The sequence below is a fragment of the Pseudomonas sp. 8209 genome, assembly GCF_028682105.1.
In the GTDB taxonomy this organism is placed as follows: domain Bacteria; phylum Pseudomonadota; class Gammaproteobacteria; order Pseudomonadales; family Pseudomonadaceae; genus Aquipseudomonas; species Aquipseudomonas palmensis.
In genome coordinates this window covers 32,420-54,381 of the sequence record NZ_JANIAH010000004.1, presented here as the reverse complement: position 1 = coordinate 54,381, position 21,962 = coordinate 32,420, and the positions used below count along the sequence as shown (strand labels likewise).

The 21,962-nt window shown below is 65.7% G+C and carries 16 protein-coding genes; 12 read left to right on the top strand and 4 right to left on the bottom strand.

Annotation, left to right across the window (positions count from 1 at the left end):
- Positions 1–21: 21 nt before the first annotated feature.
- The 3 genes from rraA to ppsA form a co-directional block, all read right to left on the bottom strand.
- The gene (rraA, locus tag NP552_RS09445; protein WP_043864612.1) at positions 22–510 is read right to left on the bottom strand and encodes a ribonuclease E activity regulator RraA; all 489 of its coding nucleotides are present in this window, start codon (positions 508–510) and stop codon (positions 22–24) included.
- 91 nt (positions 511–601) lie between these two features.
- Positions 602–1,594, bottom strand: coding sequence for an alpha/beta fold hydrolase (locus NP552_RS09440; protein ID WP_274096672.1), 993 nt, complete (start codon positions 1,592–1,594; stop codon positions 602–604).
- A 108-nt stretch (positions 1,595–1,702) separates the two neighbouring features.
- Entirely contained in the window at positions 1,703–4,078 is a 2,376-nt protein-coding gene (gene ppsA, locus NP552_RS09435) for a phosphoenolpyruvate synthase (protein ID WP_043864614.1), read from the bottom strand.
- A gap of 177 nt (positions 4,079–4,255) precedes the next feature.
- Between ppsA and ppsR the strand changes: the two genes are divergently transcribed.
- Positions 4,256–5,074, top strand: a complete 819-nt coding sequence (gene ppsR / locus NP552_RS09430) for a posphoenolpyruvate synthetase regulatory kinase/phosphorylase PpsR (protein ID WP_043864615.1) — start codon at positions 4,256–4,258, stop codon at positions 5,072–5,074.
- Positions 5,075–5,164: 90 nt separating this feature from the next.
- On the opposite strand, the gene NP552_RS09425 is transcribed toward ppsR, so the two are convergent.
- Positions 5,165–10,030 (bottom strand): NAD-glutamate dehydrogenase, encoded by a 4,866-nt coding sequence (locus tag NP552_RS09425; RefSeq protein WP_054916210.1) that lies wholly within the window; start codon positions 10,028–10,030, stop codon positions 5,165–5,167.
- 248 nt (positions 10,031–10,278) lie between these two features.
- On the opposite strand from NP552_RS09425, the gene NP552_RS09420 reads away from it, so the two are divergent.
- The 11 genes from NP552_RS09420 (at position 10,279) to NP552_RS09370 (ending at position 21,897) form a co-directional block, all read left to right on the top strand.
- Positions 10,279–10,632: a hypothetical protein gene (locus NP552_RS09420; protein WP_043864617.1), complete on the top strand. Its 354-nt coding sequence runs from the start codon at positions 10,279–10,281 to the stop codon at positions 10,630–10,632.
- 18 nt (positions 10,633–10,650) lie between these two features.
- Positions 10,651–11,418 (top strand): amidohydrolase family protein, encoded by a 768-nt coding sequence (locus tag NP552_RS09415; RefSeq protein ID WP_274096671.1) that lies wholly within the window; start codon positions 10,651–10,653, stop codon positions 11,416–11,418.
- Between the two features lie 56 nt (positions 11,419–11,474).
- On the top strand, positions 11,475–12,185 hold the full coding sequence (locus tag NP552_RS09410; RefSeq protein WP_043864619.1) for a FadR/GntR family transcriptional regulator: 711 nt from the start codon (positions 11,475–11,477) through the stop codon (positions 12,183–12,185).
- A gap of 97 nt (positions 12,186–12,282) precedes the next feature.
- The gene (gene lhgO / locus NP552_RS09405) at positions 12,283–13,476 is read left to right on the top strand and encodes an L-2-hydroxyglutarate oxidase (RefSeq protein ID WP_054916212.1); all 1,194 of its coding nucleotides are present in this window, start codon (positions 12,283–12,285) and stop codon (positions 13,474–13,476) included.
- Positions 13,477–13,545: 69 nt separating this feature from the next.
- Positions 13,546–14,874, top strand: a complete 1,329-nt coding sequence (locus NP552_RS09400; RefSeq protein ID WP_258659454.1) for an MFS transporter — start codon at positions 13,546–13,548, stop codon at positions 14,872–14,874.
- Between the two features lie 220 nt (positions 14,875–15,094).
- Positions 15,095–16,054 carry an AAA family ATPase gene (locus tag NP552_RS09395; protein WP_043864622.1) on the top strand — a complete coding sequence of 320 codons (960 nt, stop codon included), beginning with the start codon at positions 15,095–15,097 and terminating at the stop codon, positions 16,052–16,054.
- A gap of 4 nt (positions 16,055–16,058) precedes the next feature.
- Positions 16,059–17,003, top strand: coding sequence for a DUF58 domain-containing protein (locus tag NP552_RS09390; RefSeq protein WP_054916213.1), 945 nt, complete (start codon positions 16,059–16,061; stop codon positions 17,001–17,003).
- Positions 17,000–17,494: a DUF4381 domain-containing protein gene (locus NP552_RS09385; protein WP_043864624.1), complete on the top strand. Its 495-nt coding sequence runs from the start codon at positions 17,000–17,002 to the stop codon at positions 17,492–17,494. The genes NP552_RS09390 and NP552_RS09385 overlap by 4 nt, the downstream gene beginning before the upstream one ends.
- On the top strand, positions 17,487–18,563 hold the full coding sequence (locus NP552_RS09380) for a vWA domain-containing protein (RefSeq protein WP_054916214.1): 1,077 nt from the start codon (positions 17,487–17,489) through the stop codon (positions 18,561–18,563). Before NP552_RS09385 ends, NP552_RS09380 begins: the two co-directional genes overlap by 8 nt.
- A complete protein-coding gene (locus NP552_RS09375; protein ID WP_088514245.1) occupies positions 18,560–20,278 on the top strand; it encodes a vWA domain-containing protein in 1,719 nt (572 codons plus the stop codon). The genes NP552_RS09380 and NP552_RS09375 overlap by 4 nt, the downstream gene beginning before the upstream one ends.
- A complete protein-coding gene (locus tag NP552_RS09370; protein ID WP_043864627.1) occupies positions 20,275–21,897 on the top strand; it encodes a BatD family protein in 1,623 nt (540 codons plus the stop codon). The genes NP552_RS09375 and NP552_RS09370 overlap by 4 nt, the downstream gene beginning before the upstream one ends.
- Positions 21,898–21,962 lie beyond the last annotated feature (65 nt).

Sequence of the window (21,962 nt, the reverse complement as noted above, 5' to 3'; positions counted from 1 at the left end):
CCCACGCACCGTCAGCGAAAATTACTCGGGCATCTTCAACGGGCTGGGCGACACGATGACACCGTTGTTGTCAGCGTACACGTACTCCCCCGGCCGGAAGGTCACACCAGCGAACGTGACCACCACATTCAGGTCACCAATGCCGCGCTTGTCGGTCTTCATCGGGTGGCTGGCCAGCGCCTGCACACCCAGATTGGTTTGCGCCAGCGCATCCACGTCACGCACGCAACCGTAGATCACCAGCCCTTCCCAGCCATTCTTGGCGGCCTTCTCGGCAATCATGTCACCCAGCAGTGCCCGGCGCAGCGAACCGCCGCCGTCGACCACCAGCACCTTGCCCTTGCCATCCAGGTCGGCTTGCGCCTTTACCAGCGAGTTGTCCTCGAAGCACTTGACGGTGACGATCTGACCGCCGAACGAATCGCGGCCGCCGAAGTTGCTGAACATCGGCTCCAGCACCTGCACCAGGTCCGGGTAGGCGTCACACAAGTCGGGGGTAAGGTAATGCATGGGAAACTCCTGTCGATGGCCAATTGAATGGAAAGCGGATTTCACACGTTCACTGAAAAGACGAAGCCGGCGCACCGGCGTTTAACCAAGGCTACACGCCGACGGGCTGCGGGTCACCTGTCTCGGCCGGGGCCAGCATGGCCTGCGGGTCGCTCAGCCAGCGCTCCACCAGCGGCCACACCTGGGCCTGGGCCGGTTTGCTGACCAGCATATCGACATGACCGAAATTGTCGAAGCCTTCCTCGCGCCCCAGCCGCACGAAACGCTTGTGCTCGCTGCCTATTTGCTCGAACAACTTGCGACAGGCCCACACCGGGTCCTGGTGATCTCCGGCCCCAGCCACCGCCAGCACCGGCACGCGCACCTCGGCAAGCCCGGCCCACCAGTCGCTCTGCTTGTCGCCAAAGCGTCCGAACAGGCCGAACCAGCGCATGCTTTCCAGCGCCAGGCCGATGGGCTCATCTTCGGGCCCGCGCTTGAGCCGCGAACCTGACAGGTGTGCAAAGCGCCTGAGCAGCAGGCGCCCGCCCCACTCCACCGGTGGGATTTTCAATGGCCAGTAGGTTCGGCTGACCTGGGTGCCGAAAAAGGCCACACTGGCGACCTGCTCCTGGGCCAGGTAAGCCCCGCCCAATGCTGCCGCCAGCGTGGTACCGCCCAGCGAGTGGCCAAGCCAGTGCGGGGTGCGCCCGCTCACCTCGCACACGAACGCGGCAATTGCCGGCAGATCGTAACGGGCATAGTCCGCCACACGGTTGTGGCGGTAGTCGCGGTTGCGGGGTGACAGCCCATGGCCGCGCATTTCCGGTATCCACACGTCGAAACCGGCGCGTGCCAGGGTCGCGCCCAGGCCGATACCGCGCGGCGAGAACCAGAAGCGCCGGTTGGAAAAGCTGCCATGCAACAGGATGACCGGGGCACCGCGCACCTCGCTCTGGTCGGCCATGCCAAGGCGTGTCAGCGCCAGCTCGACCGTACGGTCGGGGCTGTTGCCGGCCTTGAGCCGATACACGTCTTCGCTGAGGTCGCCGCGCCGCTCGGCACTGAGCAGGGCAACGGGAAAAAGAGTACTGCTGCTTTGCATAGGTTACTTGCACAAAAAAGGGCGAGCCCATCACTGGATCACGCCCTGAAAATCCGTTGAAGCGGCCGCCCGACGCCTCCTGGCTGGCGGCCGCTCCTCTTCAGCGCATCAGGCCTGGGCCTGGCCCTCGGCCAGGAAGAACCAGGTTTCGAGCACCGAGTCAGGGTTCAGCGAGACGCTTTCGATGCCCTGCTCCATCAGCCACTTGGCCAGGTCAGGGTGATCGGACGGGCCCTGGCCGCAGATACCGATGTACTTGCCGGCCTTGTTGCAGGCCTGGATGGCGTTGGCCAGCAGCTTCTTGACCGCAGGGTTACGCTCGTCGAACAGGTGCGCAATGATGCCGGAGTCGCGGTCCAGGCCCAGGGTCAGCTGGGTCAGGTCGTTGGACCCGATGGAGAACCCGTCGAAGTACTCGAGGAACTCATCGGCCAGGATCGCGTTGGAGGGCAGCTCGCACATCATGATCACACGCAGGCCGTTGACGCCACGGCCCAGGCCGTTCTCGGCCAGCAGGTCGACCACCTGGCTGGCTTCGCCCAGGGTGCGTACGAACGGCACCATGATCTCGACGTTGGTCAGGCCCATTTCGTCGCGCACGCGCTTGAGTGCACGGCACTCGAGCTCGAAGCAGTCACGGAACGATTCGCTGATGTAGCGCGAGGCGCCACGGAAGCCCAGCATCGGGTTTTCTTCTTCCGGCTCGTACAGCTTGCCGCCGATCAGGTTGGCGTACTCGTTGGACTTGAAGTCCGACAGGCGCACGATGACCTTCTTCGGCCAGAACGCTGCGGCCAGGGTGCTGATGCCCTCGACCAGCTTCTCGACGTAGAAACCGACCGGATCGCCGTAGCCGGCAATGCGCTTGTCGACGCTTTCCTTGAGCTCGGCCGGCAGGCCGGCATAGTTGAGCAGTGCCTTGGGGTGCACGCCGATCATGCGGTTGATGATGAATTCCAGGCGCGCCAGGCCGACACCGGCGTTGGGCAGCTGGGCAAAATCGAATGCGCGATCCGGGTTGCCGACGTTCATCATGATCTTGAACGGCAGGTCGGGCATGGCATCTACCGAGTTCTGGCGAATGTCGAAGCCCAGCTCGCCTTCGAAGATGAAGCCGGTATCGCCTTCGGCGCACGACACGGTCACGCCCTGGCCATCCTTGAGCAGCTGGGTGGCGTTGCCGCACCCGACCACCGCTGGAATGCCCAGTTCACGGGCAATGATCGCGGCGTGGCAGGTACGCCCGCCACGGTTGGTGACAATGGCGCTGGCGCGCTTCATCACCGGTTCCCAGTCCGGGTCGGTCATGTCGGACACCAGCACGTCGCCTGGCTGGACCTTGTCCATCTCCGACACGTCCTTGATGATCCGCACCTTGCCGGCACCGATGCGCTGGCCGATGGCACGGCCTTCCACCAGCACGGTGCCGGTTTCCTTGAGCAGGTAGCGCTCCATGACGTTGGCCTGGGCGCGGCTCTTCACGGTTTCAGGGCGCGCCTGCACGATGTACAGCTTGCCGTCGTCACCGTCCTTGGCCCACTCGATGTCCATCGGGCACTTGTAGTGCTGCTCGATGATCATGGCCTGCTTGGCCAGCTCGCTGACTTCTTCGTCGCTCAGGCAGAAACGGGTGCGGTCAGCCTTGTCGACATCGACGGTCTTGACCGAACGACCGGCCTTGGCCTCGTCGCCGTAGATCATCTTGATGGCCTTGCTGCCCAGGTTGCGGCGCAGGATGGCCGGGCGCCCGGCTTGCAGGGTGCCCTTGTGCACGTAGAATTCGTCGGGGTTGACTGCGCCCTGCACGACGGTTTCGCCCAGGCCGTAGGCGCCGGTGATGAACACCACGTCACGGAAACCCGACTCGGTGTCCAGGGTGAACATCACGCCGGCGGTGCCGGTTTCGGAACGCACCATGCGCTGCACGCCGGCCGACAGGGCCACCAGCTTGTGGTCGAAGCCCTGGTGCACGCGGTAGGAAATGGCGCGGTCATTGAACAGCGAGGCGAACACTTCCTTGGCCGCGCGGATCACGTTGTCCACGCCGCGGATGTTCAGGAAGGTTTCCTGCTGCCCGGCAAACGAGGCATCCGGCAGGTCTTCGGCAGTGGCCGAGGAACGCACGGCGACAGCCATGTTCGGGTTGCCCTGGGACATTTCGGCGAAGGCGGTACGGATTTCGGTGTTCAGCCGCTCGGGGAATTCGGCTTCCATGATCCACTGGCGGATCTGTGCGCCGGTGCGGGCCAGGGCATTGACGTCATCCACATCCAGCGCGTCGAGGGCGGCATGGATCTGGGCGTTCAGGCCGCTCTGCTCGAGAAAGTCACGATACGCCTGAGCCGTAGTGGCAAAGCCGCCGGGGACCGATACACCGGCGCCCGCGAGATTACTGATCATCTCTCCGAGGGATGCGTTCTTGCCCCCCACATGCTCTACATCATGGACGCCGAGCTTATCGAGGGAAACTACGTACTCTACCAAGGTGATCTCTCCACTAACTGTGTTGGAAAAGCTCATGACGCCGGTCAGTTCGCTGTGACCGTACCGGGCGTTTGTGGCCTGGACCTGGAAAATAAGTGAGAATGCCGACCAGGGATGTTCGGCAAACCGAACGTATCATATCCAAGAATCGTCACCAGCTTAAGGCCCAAGGCGCAAATGAAACGATCTGCTTTCTTTATTTCCGACGGCACCGGCATCACTGCCGAAACGCTGGGACAAAGCTTGTTGGCACAATTCGAGAGCATCGGGTTCAACAAGTTCACGCGACCGTACATCGACACCGTGGACAAAGCGCGCACCATGGTACAGCAAATCAATACCGCCGCAGAACGCGACGGCGTGCGCCCGATCATCTTCGACACCATCGTCAACCAGGATATCCGCGAGATCCTGGCTACCTCCAACGGCTTCATGATCGACATCTTCTCGACCTTCCTGGCGCCGCTGGAACAGGAGCTGACCGCCCATTCGTCGTATTCGGTGGGCAAATCGCACTCGATCGGCGGCAACTCCAACTACATGGAGCGCATCGAGGCGGTGAACTTCGCCCTGGACAACGACGACGGTGCGCGCACCCACTACTACGACAAGGCCGACCTGATCCTGGTGGGCGTATCGCGCTGCGGCAAGACCCCCACCTGCCTGTACATGGCCATGCAGTTCGGCATTCGCGCAGCCAACTACCCGCTGACCGAAGACGACATGGAGCGCCTGCAGCTGCCACCGGCCTTGAAGAACCACCAGCACAAGCTGTTCGGCCTGACCATCGACCCCGACCGCCTCACTGCCATTCGCCACGAGCGCAAGCCCAACAGCCGCTACGCCAGCTTTGCCCAGTGCGAGTTCGAGGTGCGCGAAGTGGAGAACCTGTTCCGGCGCGAGAACATTCCCAACATCAACTCCACGCATTTTTCGGTGGAAGAGATATCCGCCAAGATCCTGGTGGAGAAAGGCGTGGAGCGGCGCTTCAAGTAAGCCGCCCGGCCGGCCTTGCCGGCGCAGCGGCCCACCCCGCCAAAAGAAAGCCCCGGCACAGGCCGGGGCTTCTTTTTACCTGCTACACACTCACGACGGCACCGCCGCCGACTGCCCGCTCAGCGCCAGGTCAACCAGCTCGCGGTTGGCCACCGCGTACATGGCGTAATCGGTGCCGGTGGCCGCACGCAGCTCATCGAGCATCGCGCGCCAGCGCTCCACCATCACCGCATGCTGCGCCAGCCACAAGGCTACCCGCGCATCCATGTCGGCAGGCGCATCGACCATCTGCAACACGGAGATGGTGATGGCGCGCTGCTGCAGGTCGATGTCATCGCGAAACGCTTCACGTGCCAGTGCCTGCCAGTTGTTCTCCACCGGCAGGTTGCTGATTTCCTGCAGGTACCAGGTCAGGTCCAACGCGCTGCCGACGGCGAAGAACGCCTTGGCCACCTCGGCCGGGTCCTGGCCGGTCACATCGGAAGCCTCGATGATCGGCAACAGGGTGTACAGGTGCGTAGTGCCAGCCACCATGCGCGCCAGCAGCTCCGGCACGCCGGCTTCGACGAAGCCCTGGTAGCGGGTCATCCAGCGCTCGCGGGTCGGCCCCTCCAGCAGTTCGTCCAGCTTGAGCCCCAGCGCCGCGATCTTGGGCCCGAAGTGGGCCACGTCACGCCCGGCATCCTGCTCGTTGCGACGGCTGCGCAGGAACCAGCGCGTGGCCCGGCGGCCCAGGCGCATCAGCTCGTCCATCAGCGTCAGCTGCACTTCGGCGGGCACCAGGTAGTCCAGCGCCTCGATCTGGCGGAACCAGTGCGGCAGGTGGAAGATGTCGCGCACGATCACGTAGGCACCGGCCACGTTCGCCGGGCTCATGCCCGTGGACTCCTTGAGCCGCTGCACGAAGGTGATGCCCATGTTGTTGACCAGGTCGTTGGCGATCTGGGTGCTGACGATCTCGCGCTTGAGGCGATGGCGGCGCATGGCCTCGGCGAACTTGTTCACCAGCGACGGCGGGAAGGCCGTCTCCATGTCGCGGGTCAGGTAGTCGTCATCCGGCACCAGCGACTGCAGCAGGGCTTCCTTGAGGTCGATCTTGCTGTACGAGATCAGCACCGACAGCTCGGCCCGGGTCAGGCCCTGGTTGGCCGCAATGCGCTCGGCCAGTTGCTCTTCGGTAGGCAGGAACTCGATGGCCCGGTCCAGCTTGCCGCGACTTTCCAGGTCGGCCATCAGGCGCTTGTACTCGGAAATCCGCTCACGCGCCCGGCGCGCCGCCAGCGACAGTGCCTGGGTCTGCTTGTAGTTGTTGCCCAGCACCAGCGCAGACACTTCGTCGGTCATGCTGCCCAGCAACTGGTTGCGCTGCTTCTCGGTCATGTCACCGGCCTGCACCACCTCGTTGAGCAGGATCTTGATGTTGACCTCGTGGTCGGAGCAGTCCACGCCACCGGCGTTGTCGATGAAGTCGGTGTTGGTCGCGCCGCCGTTGAGGCCGAACTCGACCCGACCCAGCTGGGTCATGCCCAGGTTGCCGCCCTCGCCCACCACCTTGCAGCGCAGCTCGTTGCCGTCCACGCGCAACGCGTCGTTGGCCTTGTCGCCCACATCGGCGTGGCTCTCTTCGCTGGACTTGACGTAGGTGCCGATACCGCCGTTCCACAGCAGGTCGACCGGCGCCTTGAGCAGCGCATTGAGCAGCTCGGTCGGGGTCAGCTTGTCGGCCTCGATGGCAAAGCGTTCCTTCATCTGCGGGCTGATGGCGATACTCTTGGCACTGCGCGAGAAGATCCCGCCACCTTCGGACATGATGCTGGTGTCGTAGTCGCTCCAGGCCGACCGCGGCAGGTCGAACAGGCGCTTGCGCTCGGCAAAGCTGCTGGCAGGCTCCGGGTTTGGGTCGATGAAGATATGCAGGTGGTTGAAGGCAGCCACCAGTTGCAGCTTGTCGGACATCAGCAGGCCGTTGCCGAACACGTCGCCGGCCATGTCGCCCACACCGACCACGGTGATCGGGTCCTGCTGCACGTTGATGCCACGCTCGCGGAAATGGCGCTGCACGCCAACCCACGCACCACGGGCGGTAATCCCCATCTTCTTGTGGTCGTAGCCGGCCGAACCGCCCGAGGCAAAGGCGTCGCCCAGCCAGAAGCCGTAGTCGATGGCGATGCCGTTGGCGATATCCGAGAAGGTCGCGGTGCCCTTGTCGGCCGCGACCACCAGGTACGGGTCGTCATCGTCGTGACGCACCACGTTGACCGGCGGCACCAGCACGCCGTCCTTGAGGTTGTCGGTAATGTCCAGCAGGCCGGAAATGAAGATGCGGTAGCAGGCGATGCCTTCGGCCTGGATATCGTCGCGGCTGCCGCCCAGCGGCAGGCGGCGCGGCAGGAAGCCACCCTTGGCGCCCACCGGCACGATCACCGAGTTCTTCACCTGCTGCGCCTTCACCAGGCCCAGCACTTCGGTACGGAAGTCCTCTTCGCGGTCCGACCAGCGCAGCCCGCCGCGTGCCACGTTGCCAAAGCGCAGGTGCACGCCCTCGACCCGCGGCGAATACACGAAGATCTCGAACTTGGGCACCGGCTTGGGCAGCTCGGGAATCAGCCTTGGGTTGAACTTGAAGCTGAAGTACGACTTGGCCTGGCCATTGGCGTCGGTCTGGTAGAAGTTGGTGCGCAGGGTGGCCTTGATCAGGTCCAGGTAGCGACGCAGGATGCGGTCTTCGTTGAGCACCTGCACATCGTCCAGCGCGCTCAGGATCGCCTGTTCCAGGCGTTGCTGTTTGTCGTCCAGGTCATCCCCGGCCAGCTTGCGCGCCAGGTAGAAGCGGGTCTTGAACAGCCGGGTCAGCTCGCGGGCGATGTCGGTATGGTTGTTCAGGGTGCTGGCGATGTAGCCCAGGTCGAAGCCCAGGCGAATCTGCTTGAGGTAGCGGGCATAGGCGCGCAGCAGCGCCACGTCGCGCCACGGAAGGCCGGCGGTCAGCACCAGACGGTTGAACGCATCGTTTTCGGCGTCGCCGTTGACGATGTGCACGAAGGCATCCTGCAGGGTGTCGTTGAGCTGCTGGATATCCAGGTTCAGGCCTTCGCTGTAGGTGAAGGCAAAGTCATGAATCCAGAATTCGCGGCCATTGCTGTGGCGAAGGCGGTACGGGAACTCGCCCAGTACGCGCAGGCCCAGGTTTTCCAGGATCGGCAGCACGTCCGACAGCGCCAGCGGGGTGTCGGCGTGGTACAGCTTGCAGTGCAGCTGCTGTTTGCCGGCCTGGGTCAGCGGCTGGTAGAAGCTCATCACCAGCGGCTTGCTGTCGGACAGGGTCAGCAGGTGCTGCATGTCCACCACCGCCGAATGCGCGGCAAAGCGCTCGCGGTAGCCGGCCGGGAAGCCTTTGGGGAAGTCGGCCAGCACATTGGTGCCCTGGGCCTCGCCGAAGCTCTCGACGGTCAGGCTGGCATAGTCGTCCTGCCACGAACGGCAGGCCTGCACCACTTCGTTTTCCAGCTGCTGGGGGTCGATGTCGATGCGGTTTTTCGGATCGACCCGCAGAATCAGTTGCACGCGGGCCAGCACCGACTCGGAGAAGAAGGTCCAGAACTCGCAGTCGCTGGCCTTCAGGCGCTCCATCAGCACCTGCTGGATCTTCTGGCGCACCTCGGTGGAATAGATGTCGCGCGGCACATAGGCCAGGCAATAGCAGAAGCGCCCGTAGGGGTCCTTGCGCAGGAACACGCGAATCTTGTTGCGCTCCTGGATCTGCACGATCGACATCACGGTGCTGAACAGCTCATCCACCGGGGTCTGGAACAGGTCGTCGCGCGGCAGCACCTCGAGTACCTGGGCCAGCTCCTTGCCCAGGTGGGCCTTGGCGTCGAAGCCCGAACGGCGCTCCACTTCGGCGACCTTGCCGCGAATGTACGGGATCACCCGCACACTTTCGCCATACACCGACGAGGTGTACAGGCCCATGAAGCGGCATTCCTTGATCACCTTGCCGTCGGCGTCCAGCTGGCGGATCGACACGTAGTCCGGGTAGGCCGGGCGGTGCACGCGGCTGGGGTGCGCGGCCTTGGCGAACGACAGCAGCAGCGGCTCGTTGAGGTAATTGACGGCGTAGTCTTCGATGCGCAGGTCGTCGGCGCTTAGGCCGCTGCGCAGGCGGCGGGTCAGGCCGAGGAAGGACTGCTCGTCATACTCCAGCTGGCCGCCCTGGGCGTCGGCCTTGACCACGAACTCTTCGTAGCCCAGGAAGGTGAAATGGTTGCTCACCAGCCATTGCAGGAAGCTCTTGACCTCGTCCTTCTCGGCAGCGGCCGGGGCGTAGGCCGTGTGGTCGATCAGCTCGAGCAGCTCGCGCACCTTGGCCTTCATCGGCTCGAAATCGGCCACCACCACGCGCACTTCGGCCAGCACCTGCTCCAACTCGCGGGCCAGCAGGTTGAGCTCGGCGGCATTGGCGCAGCGGTCGATCTCCAGGTACATCAGCGATTCCTGCAGGATGCCCTCACCCTGGGTGCCCTTGGGCAGAATCTCCAGCAGCTCGCCCTTGGCCCCGCGACGCACGCTGAGCACGGTGGTCTGCAGGGTATGGATGCTGTAGCCGCGGCGGTTGAGCTCGGTACGCACCGAGTCGACCAGAAACGGCAGGTCATGGTGCAGCACTTCCACGGCCGTGTGGGTGGACTGCCAGCCGTGGCGTTCGTAATCGGGGTTGTAGACCCGAACCTGGGGTTCGGTGTGGTCGAAGCGTTCGATGATGCGCCAGGCCGAGAGGGTGCAGCCGGCCAGGTCGGAGAGGCGACGCTGGGTCAATTCGTCAAGAGAGATGATGCCAAAGAACTGCTCGGCAAACAGCGCCACTTGTGGCAGTGCCTGTTCCCCGATGTGCTGCGCCAGGGCCGCCTGCAGTTGATGCTGGAAGTCGGCTTTGCTGGCTGCGGTGAAAAACGCCATCTGTGGTACTCCGCTTGGGCTTGTTATTGAGTGAAGCGTCGCGCACATGCCGTCATGCTCGGATCAACCATAGCCAACCACACGCTGGGTGTCGTCGGGTTGTCCATCGACAGGGCAGCTTAACGACTGGCCGGTCACCCCTGCTTGCGATGCTGCGACATATTCGGTCAATCAGCGGCAGGCGGCGATTTATCCATTGACCGAAGACTGGCACACTCGCGTTTCACTTCTTGACCACCGAGCCGTCCATGCAACTGACCACCCCCCTGCTCTTCGCCACCCCCTGCGATGATGAAGAAGACAACATGGCCACCCTGTGCTGCCACAGCGACAAGGGCCAGATGTTCCTCATGACCCGCTACCCGGACGAAGACACGGTGGACATCACCCTGGATGACGAACCGAGCACACTGGACGGCATCAAGGTCACCCTCAGTGCCAGGCGCCTGCTGATCGAAGTGGCGCCGGGAGACGCCGACGTGTTCAACGGCGCCGATCATCTGGAAATCACCCTCAGCAGCGACGGCACCGACCTCGCCGAAGTCGAGCAGACCCTGCAGAACATCCTCAAGGGCACCGGCACCTACGTCAGCGAGCTGTAACCCCGTCAAGGAGCCCCCATGCCCCAGCCGATCTTCGACGCCCACTGCCACATCATCGACCCGCGCTTCGCGCTGGTGCCCAACAACGGCTACCTGCCCGAGGCCTTCACCACCGAAGACTACCTGGCGGTCGTCACGCCGCTGGGCATCTGCGGCGGCGCGGTGGTGTCGGGCTCGTTCCAGGCCTTCGACCAGGGCTACCTGCTGGCCGCCTTGAAACAGCTGGGCCCAGGCTACGTGGGGGTGACCCAGGTGCCGGCCGGCATCAGCGATGCCGAGCTGCTCGCGCTGGATGCCGCCGGCGTGCGTGCGCTGCGCTTCAACCTCAAGCGCGGCGGCTCGGCGCAGGCCGATCAGCTCGAAGCCATGGCCCTGCGCGTGTTCGAGCTGGCCGGCTGGCACGTCGAGCTGTACGTCGATTCGCGCGAGCTGGGCGAGCTGACCCCGCTGCTGCGCCGCTTGCCGGCGGTGAGCATCGATCACCTGGGCCTGCGCCGCGACGGCCTGCCGGCGCTGCTGCAACTGGCCGAGGCAGGTGTGCGCATCAAGGCCTGCGGCTTTGGCCGGGTCGATTTCGATGTGGCCGCTGCCTTGCGCGACATCGATGCCGCCAACCCCCACGCCCTGATGTTCGGCAGCGACCTGCCCTCCACCCGCGCACCGCGCCCGTTCGACCCGGCCGATATCCAGCTGATCCGCCACACGCTGGGCAGCACCAGTGTCGAGCGCGTGCTGTGGGGTAACGCACGGGCGTTCTATCGCCTGCAACCCCAGGCACATTCTTGACAACATGCAACTGCACGGGCATTGTCTGACAACCTGACCTACTGGCTTTATCCTTCATGCTCGAGCTTCAACGCCCCGACACCCTGGTGGAACGCGTCGTCAGCGCCATCCGCACCGAGATCGACTCGGGGCGCCTGGCTGCCGAAGCACGCCTGCCCACCGAGCAGCAACTGGCCGAACAGCTGAATGTCAGCCGCTCGGTGGTGCGCGAGGCGATCTCCCAGCTCAAGGCCGATGGTGTACTGATCGCCCGGCGCGGGCTGGGCTCGTACATTTCGCAGAATCCGACCGGCACGGTGTTCCGCTTCCCCAGCAACAACGGGCGCAGTGCCGACCTGGTGCAGATGTTCGAAGTGCGCCTGTGGATCGAAACCCAGGCCGCTTCGATTGCCGCCCAGCGCCGCGACCAGGCAGACCTGGCGCGCATGGCCAAGGCCCTGCAGGAAATGATCGACAAGCGCAGCCAGTTCGACGTGGCGGCGGCTGCCGACGTGGAGTTTCACCGCGCAATTGCCGAAGCCAGCAAGAACGACTACTTCGTCGCCTTCCATGACTTTCTGCGCGGCCAGCTGGCTGCCGCGCGCAAGACCGCGTGGGAGAACTCGGCGGCGCATTCGGTGGGCGGCTCGGCCGACGCCAATCGCGAACACCAGGCGCTATACCAGGCGATTGCCGACGGCGACCGCCAGCGCGCCGCGGCCTGCGCCGAAGCGCACCTGCGGGCCTCGGCCAAGCGCCTGAAGCTGGACCTGCCAGCCATGGAATGAACATCACGTGACGGGCGCTGCCGGTCAGCGCCCTTTTCTTCGCACTACTTAGTCTGACAACCTGATAACCAGATAAGAATACCAAGGTGACCCCTGCATGATTTACGACTACTGCATCATCGGCGGCGGCATCGTCGGCCTCGCCACCGCCATGGCGCTGCTCAAGCGCCAGCCTGGCGCCTCGCTGGTCATCCTGGAGAAGGAAACCACACTGGCCCGGCACCAGACCGGCCACAACAGCGGGGTCATCCACGCCGGCATCTACTACGCACCCGGCAGCCTCAAGGCCGACCTGTGCAAGCGCGGCGCCCAGGCCACCAAGGACTTCTGCGACACCCACGCCATCAAGTACGAGGTGTGCGGCAAGCTGCTGGTGGCGTCCAACCCGCTCGAGGTGCAACGCATGCAGGCGCTGTACGAGCGCTCGCAGCAGAACGGGCTGAAGGTCGAGCGCCTGGATGCCGCCGAACTGCGCCGTCGTGAGCCGAACATCGTCGGCCTGGGCGGGCTGTTCCTCGATGCCACCGGCATCGTCGACTACAAGCAGGTGTGCCAGGCCATGGCCAAGGTCATCCAGGCCGCCGGCGGCGAGATCTGCCTGGACACCCGCGTGGCGGCGATCGCCGAAAGCGGCGACAGCGTCACCATCAGCAGCGAAGACCGCGTATGGCGCGCCAGGCAGCTGGTCGCCTGCGCCGGCCTGCAGTCGGACCGCCTGGCGGCGCTGGCCGGGGTCAGGATCGACCACCAGATCATCCCGTTTCGCGGCGAATACTTCCGCCTGCCAGCCACCAAGAACCAGATCGTCAATCACCTGATCTACCCGATCCCCGACCCGGAGCTGCCGTTTCTGGGCGTGCACCTCACCCGCATGATCGACGGCAGCGTCACTGTCGGGCCGAATGCGGTGCTGGGCCTGGGCCGCGAGAACTACGGCAAGTTCTCGATCAACTGGCGCGACGTGGCGCAGTACGCCCGCTTCCCCGGCTTCTGGAAAACCCTGTGGAACAACCTCGGTTCGGGCACCACCGAGATGAAGAACTCGCTGTTCAAGCGCGGCTACCTGGAACAGTGCCGCAAATACTGCCCTTCGCTCGAGGTCGACGACCTGCTGCCCTACGAGGCGGGCATCCGCGCCCAGGCAGTGATGCGTGACGGCACCCTGGTGCACGACTTCCTGTTCGCCGAGACCCCGCGCATGGTCCACGTGTGCAACGCACCGTCGCCGGCAGCCACCTCGGCCATCCCGATCGGCGAAATGATCGCCGACCGCCTGCTCACACCACGCTGATCCGCATTGCTGCACGGGCGCCCGCCGCCCGCTTGAAAATAACTACAAAGACCAACAAGGAATCTCTCGATGTCGGTACATGAAGCGGTCACCTCCGCAACCGAAACCCCGGAACAGAACAGGAAGCGCCTGCGCAAGGTCGCGGCGGCCACCATCTTCGGCTCGATGCTGGAGTGGTACGACTTCTACCTGTACGCCACCATGGCGGCCATCGTGTTCTCGAAGATCTTCTTCGACGCCAGCAACCCTCAGGTTGCCTCGCTGCTGGCCTTCTCCACCTTTGCCATCGGCTTTATCGCCCGTCCGTTCGGCGGCGTGCTGTTCGGCTACCTGGGCGACCGTTTCGGGCGCAAGCAGGTACTGGTGGTGACCTTCTGCATGATGGGCCTGTGCACCACGCTGATCGGCCTGATCCCCAGCTACGCCAGCATTGGCATCTGGGCGCCGATCATCCTGGTGCTGGTGCGCATCATCCAGGGCCTGGGCGCGGGCGCCGAGCTGTCCGCCGCGGCCGTGACCAGCTACGAACATGCCAGCGAAGGCAAGCGCGGCAGTCAGGGTGCCTGGCCTGCGCTGGGGCTCAACCTGGGCCTGCTGCTGTCGTCGCTGACCGTGTACCTGCTGACCATGAACGGCAACGACTTCCTGCTCTCGGGCGGCTGGCGCATCCCGTTCATCTGCAGCATCGTGCTGGTGGGCGTGGGCTTCTGGGTACGCCGCAGCATTCCGGAAACCCCGCAGTTCGCCGAACTCGAGCAGGCGCCGAAAAAAGCCAAGGTGTCGCCGCTCAAGGCGCTGTTCAAGAACGACCTCAAGGGCCTGGCCGTGGTGTTCTTCGTGGCCATCGGCTACAACGCCCTGAGCTATATCTTCAAGACCTTCTCGCTGGCCTACCTGACCCAGTTCAAGGGTGTGGAGGCCCACGTGACCTCGCTGTCGGTGACCATTGCCAGCCTGGTGGCGATCGTGGCGGTGCCATGCTTCGGCTGGTTGTGCGACAAATGGAGCAGCAAGGCCGTGCTGATCATGGGCGGTCTGTTCTCGGTACTGTTCGCGTACCCGTTCATGGCCCTGCTCAACACCGCCGAGCCGCTGATGATCTACATCGCCATCGCCATTGGTACCGGCCTGCTGGCGCCGATGATGTTCGCCCCGCAGGGTTCGTTCCTCAGCCGCCAGTTCCCCACGGCCACGCGCTCATCGGGCTTTGGCACCGGGCGCGAGATCGGCACCGCGGTGGCCGGTGGCCTGGCGCCACTGGGCGGCCTGGCACTGGTGGCCAGCTCGCCGACCCATTCGACCGACGGCGTGGTGGCGATCCTGGCGATTGCCGCAGTGTTCGTGGTGGTGTTCGCCCTGTGTGACCAGGGGCGCAAGCACTCCAGCTTCAAGAACTGACTCGCCTGGCTAATCATCGCGGGTCAAGCCCGCTCCCACAAGAACAGCGCCGACCTTGTGGGAGCGGGCTTGACCCGCGATGGCGGCACCGATGATTTGTGATCTGCGCTCAAATTTACCCACCCACCATTAGTCGCCGCACCCCCGGATGGATTAAAGTATCAGCCCCTGCCCGGGCGTTGTTGCCCTCCCCCCGGGCGCACGCCCAGGAACCGTCCCGATGGAACATCGTGAAGCGCTCATCGCGCTGCGCACCTTTCTCTCCACCCAGATTCTTGGCCAGGAAAAACTGGTCGAGCGCCTGCTCATCGTGCTGCTCGCCGATGGTCATATGCTGGTGGAGGGTGCGCCGGGCCTGGCCAAGACCAAGGCCATCAAGGAACTCGCCGAAGGCGTCGAGGCGCAGTTCCACCGCATCCAGTTCACCCCCGACCTGCTGCCCGCCGACATCACCGGCACCGAAATCTATCGCCCTGAAACCGGCAGCTTCGTGTTCCAGCAGGGTCCGATCTTCCACAACCTGGTGCTGGCCGACGAAATCAACCGCGCCCCGGCCAAGGTCCAGTCGGCCCTGCTCGAGGCCATGGCCGAGCGCCAGGTCAGCGTGGGGCGCAGCACCTACGAGCTGTCGCCCCTGTTCCTGGTGATGGCCACGCAGAACCCCATCGAGCAGGAAGGCACCTACCCGCTGCCCGAAGCCCAGCTCGACCGTTTCCTGATGCACGTGAAAATCGGCTTTCCCGATGCCGCCGTGGAGCGGCGCATCCTGCAGCAGGCGCGCGGCGAGGCGCTCAACGGCGAAACCAAGCCCGAACGCCGGGTCAGCCAGCAGGCGATCTTCGCCGCACGCAAGGAGATCCTCGGCCTGTACATGGCCGACGCAGTGGAGGAGTACCTGGTGCAACTGGTGATGGCCACCCGCACCGGTGCCAAGTACGACGCCGAACTCGGCGACTGGATCGCCTACGGCGCCAGCCCGCGCGGCTCCATTGCCCTGGACCGCTGCGCACGCGCCCACGCCTGGCTGGCCGGACGCGACTTCGTGAGCCCCGAAGACATCCAGGCGGTGCTGTTCGACGTGCTGCGCCACCGCATCATTCTTTCGTTCGAGGCCGAAGCGGCCGGTATCGACCAGGACCGGGTGATCCAGCGCATCCTCGACGTCGTCGCCGTGGCCTGAAGCCATGCCTCTTTCAGCGCAGGCCGAGCCCGGCATCCGCATCGGCCTTTCCGAGCTGATCGAGATGCGTCATCGCGTGCGCGAGGTGCAGCTGTTCTCCGCCCCTGGGCAACGCAGCCCGCTGGTGGGCCTGCATCACTCGCGCCTGCGCGGGCGCGGCGTGGACTTCGACCAGGTGCGCGTTTACCAGGCCGGCGACGATGTGCGCAACATCGACTGGCGAGTCACCGCCCGCACCCAGGAACCCCACACCAAGCTGTTCCACGAAGAGCGCGAGCGGCCTATCTTCATTTTGGTCGAACAGAGCCGACGCCTGTTCTTCGGCTCCGGGCTGATGTTCAAGTCGGTACTTGCCGCCCAGGCCGCCGCCCTGATCGGCTGGGCCGCGCTGGGCCACAACGACCGCATCGGCGGCCTGGTGTTCGGCGATAACGAGCACTATGAAATCAAGCCACGGCGCAGCAAGCAGAGCCTGCTGCAACTGCTCAACCGCCTGGCGCGGGTCAACCAGTCGCTGCACACCGAGGCCCAGCCCCAGGGCGACAACCTCAACATCGCCCTGCGCCGCGCCCGCGAAGTGCTGCGCCCGGGCAGCCTGGCCATCGTGATCTGCGACGAACGCGCGCTCACCCCCGGGGTGGAGCAACAGATGAGCCTGCTGGCGCGCCACTGCGACCTGCTGCTGCTGCCGGTGTCCGACCCACTCGACCACGCCCTGCCCGCCGCCGGCTTGTTGCGCTTTGCCCAGCGCGGCGCACAGCTGGAGCTCGATACCCTGGATGCCAACCTGCGCAAGAGCTATCGCCAGCAGAGCGAGGCACGCATCGAACGCTGGGAACTGCTGGCCCAGAAACTGCGCGTGGTGCTGATGCCCTTGAGCACCCAGAGCGAAATGATCGAGCAACTGCGCGAATACCTCGACCCGCAACGCTCGGGTAAAAGCCGATGAACCCACTGGACGCACTGCAACCGCTGATCGCCCCCGCCCCCATCGGCGCGTGGCCGCCCGCGCCGGGCTGGTGGGTGCTGCTGGCATTGCTGCCCGTGCTCGCCTGGGGCCTGTGGCGGCTGCGTCACTGGCGCCCGCGCAAGGCCCCGCTGCCACGCGCCGAACAACCGCTGGAACCGATCCGCATCGCCGCCCTGGCAGAGCTGGCGGCGCTGCCCAAGCCCTACGACGGCGCACCGGCCGGTGCCTGGCTGCAGCAGATCAACGCCCTGCTCAAACGCCTGTGCCGCAACCACTACCCCGACAGCCACAGTCACACCCTCAACGGGCGCAAGTGGTTGGCGTTTCTCGACAACCGCTGCCCGGCCGCCGGCCTGACCCGCTGGATGGTACTGGTGGAAGGCGCCTACAAGCCCGAGTGCCGGCTTGACGACAAGGCCATCGCCGGGCTCAACCAGGCGGTCGACACCTGGATTCGCAAACATGTTTGAACTGGCCTGGCCGTGGGTCTTCGCGCTGTTGCCGCTGCCGTGGCTGGCCCGTCTGCTGCTGCCGGCCGCCGACAGCGGCGAACCGGTGCTCAAGGTGAGCTTTCTGGACGAACTCGAAGGCCTGGCCGGGCGTCGCGCGCGGCTCAACCTGCCGACCTGGCGCCAGCAGGCGCCGTTCGTGCTGGTGTGGCTGCTGTTGCTGTGCGCCGCCGCGCGCCCACAATGGCTGGGCGAGCCGCTGCCGGTGGCCGCCAGTGGGCGCGACCTGCTGGTGGCGGTGGATGTATCCGGCTCGATGGACTTCCCCGACATGCGCTGGGACGACGAGGACGTCAGCCGCCTGACCCTGGTCAAGCAACTGATGGGCGACTTTCTGCAAGCGCGTGAAGGCGACCGCGTGGGGCTCATCCTGTTCGGCAGCCAGGCCTACCTGCAGGCCCCGCTGACGTTCGACCGACGCACCGTGCGCAGCTTTCTCGACGAGGCGCAGATCGGTATCGCCGGCAAGAACACCGCCATTGGCGATGCCATCGGCCTGGCGGTCAAGCGCCTGCGCATGCGCCCTGCGCAAAGCCGCGTGCTGATTCTGCTGACCGATGGCGCCAACAACGGCGGGCAGATCCATCCGCTGACCGCCGCGCGCCTGGCCGCCCAGGAAAGCATCAGGATCTACACCATCGGCATCGGCGCCGACCCAGACGAAACCGGCACCGCCGGCATGCTCGGGCTCAACCCGAGCCTGGACCTGGACGAAGCCTCGCTCAGGGAGATCGCCGAGGTCACCCACGGCGCCTACTTCCGCGCCCGCGACGGCAACGAACTCAACGCCATCGGCCAGACCCTCGACCGCCTCGAGCCGGTAGCCCAGCAACCGACCCAGGCGCGTACCGCGCATGCCCTGTACAGCTGGCCGCTGGCCCTGGCGCTGGGCCTGAGCGTACTGCTGGTGGTGCGCGATCGCTGGCCCGACAATCTGCTGCAACGCCTGCTGCGCCGGCCGCACTTTCTGCAGCCGCACCCCGAATGGCGCGAGCGCCTCAAGCGCCTGCGCCTGCGGAGGCGTCGATGATCGAGCTCTGGCCCCAATGGTTGCGCCCGGCCTGGCTGTTGCTGCTGCCGCTGCTCGGCTGGCTGCTGTGGAAGCTGTGGCACCGACAAAAGCGCGCCGGACGCTGGCAGATGATCCTGCCCGCGGCGTTCCATGCCGTGCTGCTGGGCGGCGGCAATGGCCGCGACAGCAAGCTGCCGTGGATCGCCCTGGGCCTGGCCTGGCTGCTGGCCGTGCTGGCCCTCGTCGGCCCCAGCTGGGAGCGCCTGGAAGAGACCCGCCAGCGCGCCGCCGACCCGCTGGTGGTCATGCTCGAACTGACCCCGCAGATGCTCGCCGACGACACCCCGCCCAACCGCCTGCAGCAGGCCAGGCGCAAGCTGCTCGACCTGCTCGAACACCGCCGCGACAGCCAGACCGCGATCATCGTGTATGCCGGCAGCGCACACACCCTGGTGCCGCTGTCCGACGACCTGGCCACCAGCCGCAACCTGCTCGACGCCCTGGACCCCGCCATCATGCCGCAACCCGGTCAGCGCGCCGACCTGGCGGTACGCAAGGCGCTGGCACTGCTGGCCCAGGGCGCGCTGGGCCAGGGGCGCCTGCTGCTGATCGGCTCCTCGCTCAGCCCGCAGGAACGTCAGGGCATCACCCAGGCACTGGGGCGTCATGGTCCCAAGCTGCTGATGCTGGGCGTGGGCACCCCCGAAGGCGCGCCGGTCAGGCAGACCAACGGCGAATACCTCAAGGACGCGGACGGGGCAATCCTGGTTCCGCGCCTGGACAGCGCCGAGCTCAAGGCCTTCATCAACAGTACCGGCGGGCGTTACCGCAAGGCGCGCATCGACGACCTCGACCTGCGCGGCCTGGGCCTGTTCGACAATCCCCAGGCGCTGCGCGCCGACGGCCAGACCCTGCAACTGGACAGCTGGGCCGACCAGGGCTACTGGCTGCTGATCCCGCTACTGCTGCTGGCCGCGTGCGCTGGCCGGCGTGGCTGGCTGTTCTGCCTGCCGCTGCTGCTCGGCCTGCTGCCGCAACCGAGCCATGCCTTCACCTTCAACGACCTGTGGCTGCGTCCCGACCAGCAGGGCCAGCGCCTGCTCGAACAGCAGCGTCCGGCCGAGGCCGCCCGCCACTTCGAAGACCCGCAATGGAAAGGCATGGCGCTGTACCAGGCTGGTGACTATGCTGGCGCCGCCCGTGAATTCGCACGGGCCAGCAGCGCCAGCGCCCATTACAATCGCGGCAATGCCCTGGCCCGCAGTGGCGAACTGGAGGCGGCCGTGGATGCCTGGGAGCAGGCCCTGGAGCTGGAGCCCGAGCTGGAAGCGGCCCAGGCCAACAAGGACCTGGTCGAGCAGCTGCTGCGCCGCCAGCCCGAACAGCCCCAGCAACCGCCGGCCACCGAAGACCCGCCTCAGGGCCGGCCCGACCTGCCGACCGATTCGGCCAGCAACGGCCAGCAATCGAACAGCAGCGACAGCAGCCAGGGCGATGCCAAGGCCGGCGCCGGCGAAGACACCGCCACCGCGCCAGAGCACGCGCACAACGCCAGCGAGCCGCCGGACGAAGACACCACCCGGCCACCGCAGCGCCCCGTCGACAGCACCCTGGATGCCGAGCAGCGCCAGGCCCTGGAACAATGGCTGCGCCAGATCCCGGACAACCCGTCCGAGCTGTTGCGCCGCAAGTTCTGGTACGAACAGCAACTGCATCAGGAAAGCCCCAAATGATCCGCGTCTGCGCCCTGGTTTTCAGCTTCTTGTTCGCCCTGCAGGTGCAGGCGGCGACGCTGCTCGCCAGCGTCGACCGCAGCCGCCTGATCGCGGGCGAAACCCTGGAGCTGACCCTGGAAATCGAAGACGTGACCCAGTTCGGCAAGCCCGACCTGACCCCGCTGCAGGCCGACTTCGAAGTGCGCGACACGCGCCAGGTCAACAGCCTCAAGAGCCTCGACGGCCAGACCCAGGCCAATACCCGCTGGATCATCACCCTGCGCCCGCGCCAGAGCGGCACGGTCCAGGTGCCGGTGCTGCACCTGGGCGAGGCGCAGAGCCAGCCGGTGACGTTGCAGGTACTGCCGGCCGAGGCGGCCAGCGACATCAGCCAGGCGCCGGTGAGCATCGATGCCAGCCTGGACGCAGACAGCGTGTACGTGCAGGCCCAGGCCGTACTGACCCTGCGCATCTACCACTCGGTGTCGCTTTACGATGACAGCAGCCTCAGCCCGCTGGTGATCGCCAATGCCCGGGTCGAACCGCTGGGCGAGTCGCGCACCTATGAAAAACTGATCAACGGCGTGCGCTTTGGCGTGATCGAGATGCGCTACGCGATCTTCCCCCAGCAAAGCGGCGCACTGAGCATACCCGCCCTGACCTTCAGCGCCACCAGCGCCGACGAGCCGGCCCAGGGCGACAGCGGCGCGGCACGTGGCAAGCAAGTACGGGTCAGTTCCACGCCGCTGCCCTTGCAGGTGCTGCCGATACCGGCCGAGTACCCCGCCGACCAGCCGTGGCTGCCGGCACGCAGCCTGAGCCTTGAGGAACGCTGGAGCCCGGACCCTGCGCAGACCCCGACCCAGATCGGCGATTCGCTGACGCGCAGCGTGATCCTCAGCGCCGACGGGCTGTCCAGTGCGCAACTGCCACCGCTGCCCGCCACCGAAGTCAACGGCCTGCGCCGTTACCCGGATCAGCCGCAACTGCGTGAAGAGGTCAGCGAACGCGGGCTGGTAGGCCTGCGCGAGGAACGCGAGGCGCTGGTGCCGACCCACAGTGGCGCACTGGAACTGCCGAGCCTCGAGGTGGTGTGGTGGAACACCCGCGAACAGCACGTGGAGCGCACCAGCCTGCCGGCGCGCGGGTTGAAGATCGAAGACAACCCCGCCCTCACGGCAGACACCCCGGCCAGCGTCGTCAACCTCGAGAACCGGCCGCTATGGCCGTGGCAACTGAGCACGCTGCTGCTGGCCCTGACCACCCTGCTCGGCTTCGCCCTGTGGTGGCGCGCACGCTCGCAGCCGGCGGTATTGCGTGCGGCGCAGAGCGGGCCGAGCCCGCGCACCCTGCTCGACGACCTCAAGCGTGCCTGTCAGGCCAACGACCCGCAGGCCACCCGCCAGGCGCTGGATGCCTGGGCCCGCCAGCAGCCCGAGACCCTGGCCGAGATGGCGGCGCGCTTCGTGCCGCTGTCGGATGCGCTGGACGGGCTCAACGGCGCGCTGTACAGCGAGAGCGGGCAATACTGGCAGGGCGATGAACTGTGGCGGGCGATCGGCACCATTCCCGCGGCCGAGCAGGCGCAGCCGAGCGCCGCCGAGAACGGCAGCCTGCCGCCGCTCTATCCCAAATAACGCGGCGCCTGCGCAGGGGTTATCACAGCCCCCAAAACCTGCCACCCGCGTTACCATAGCCGGCT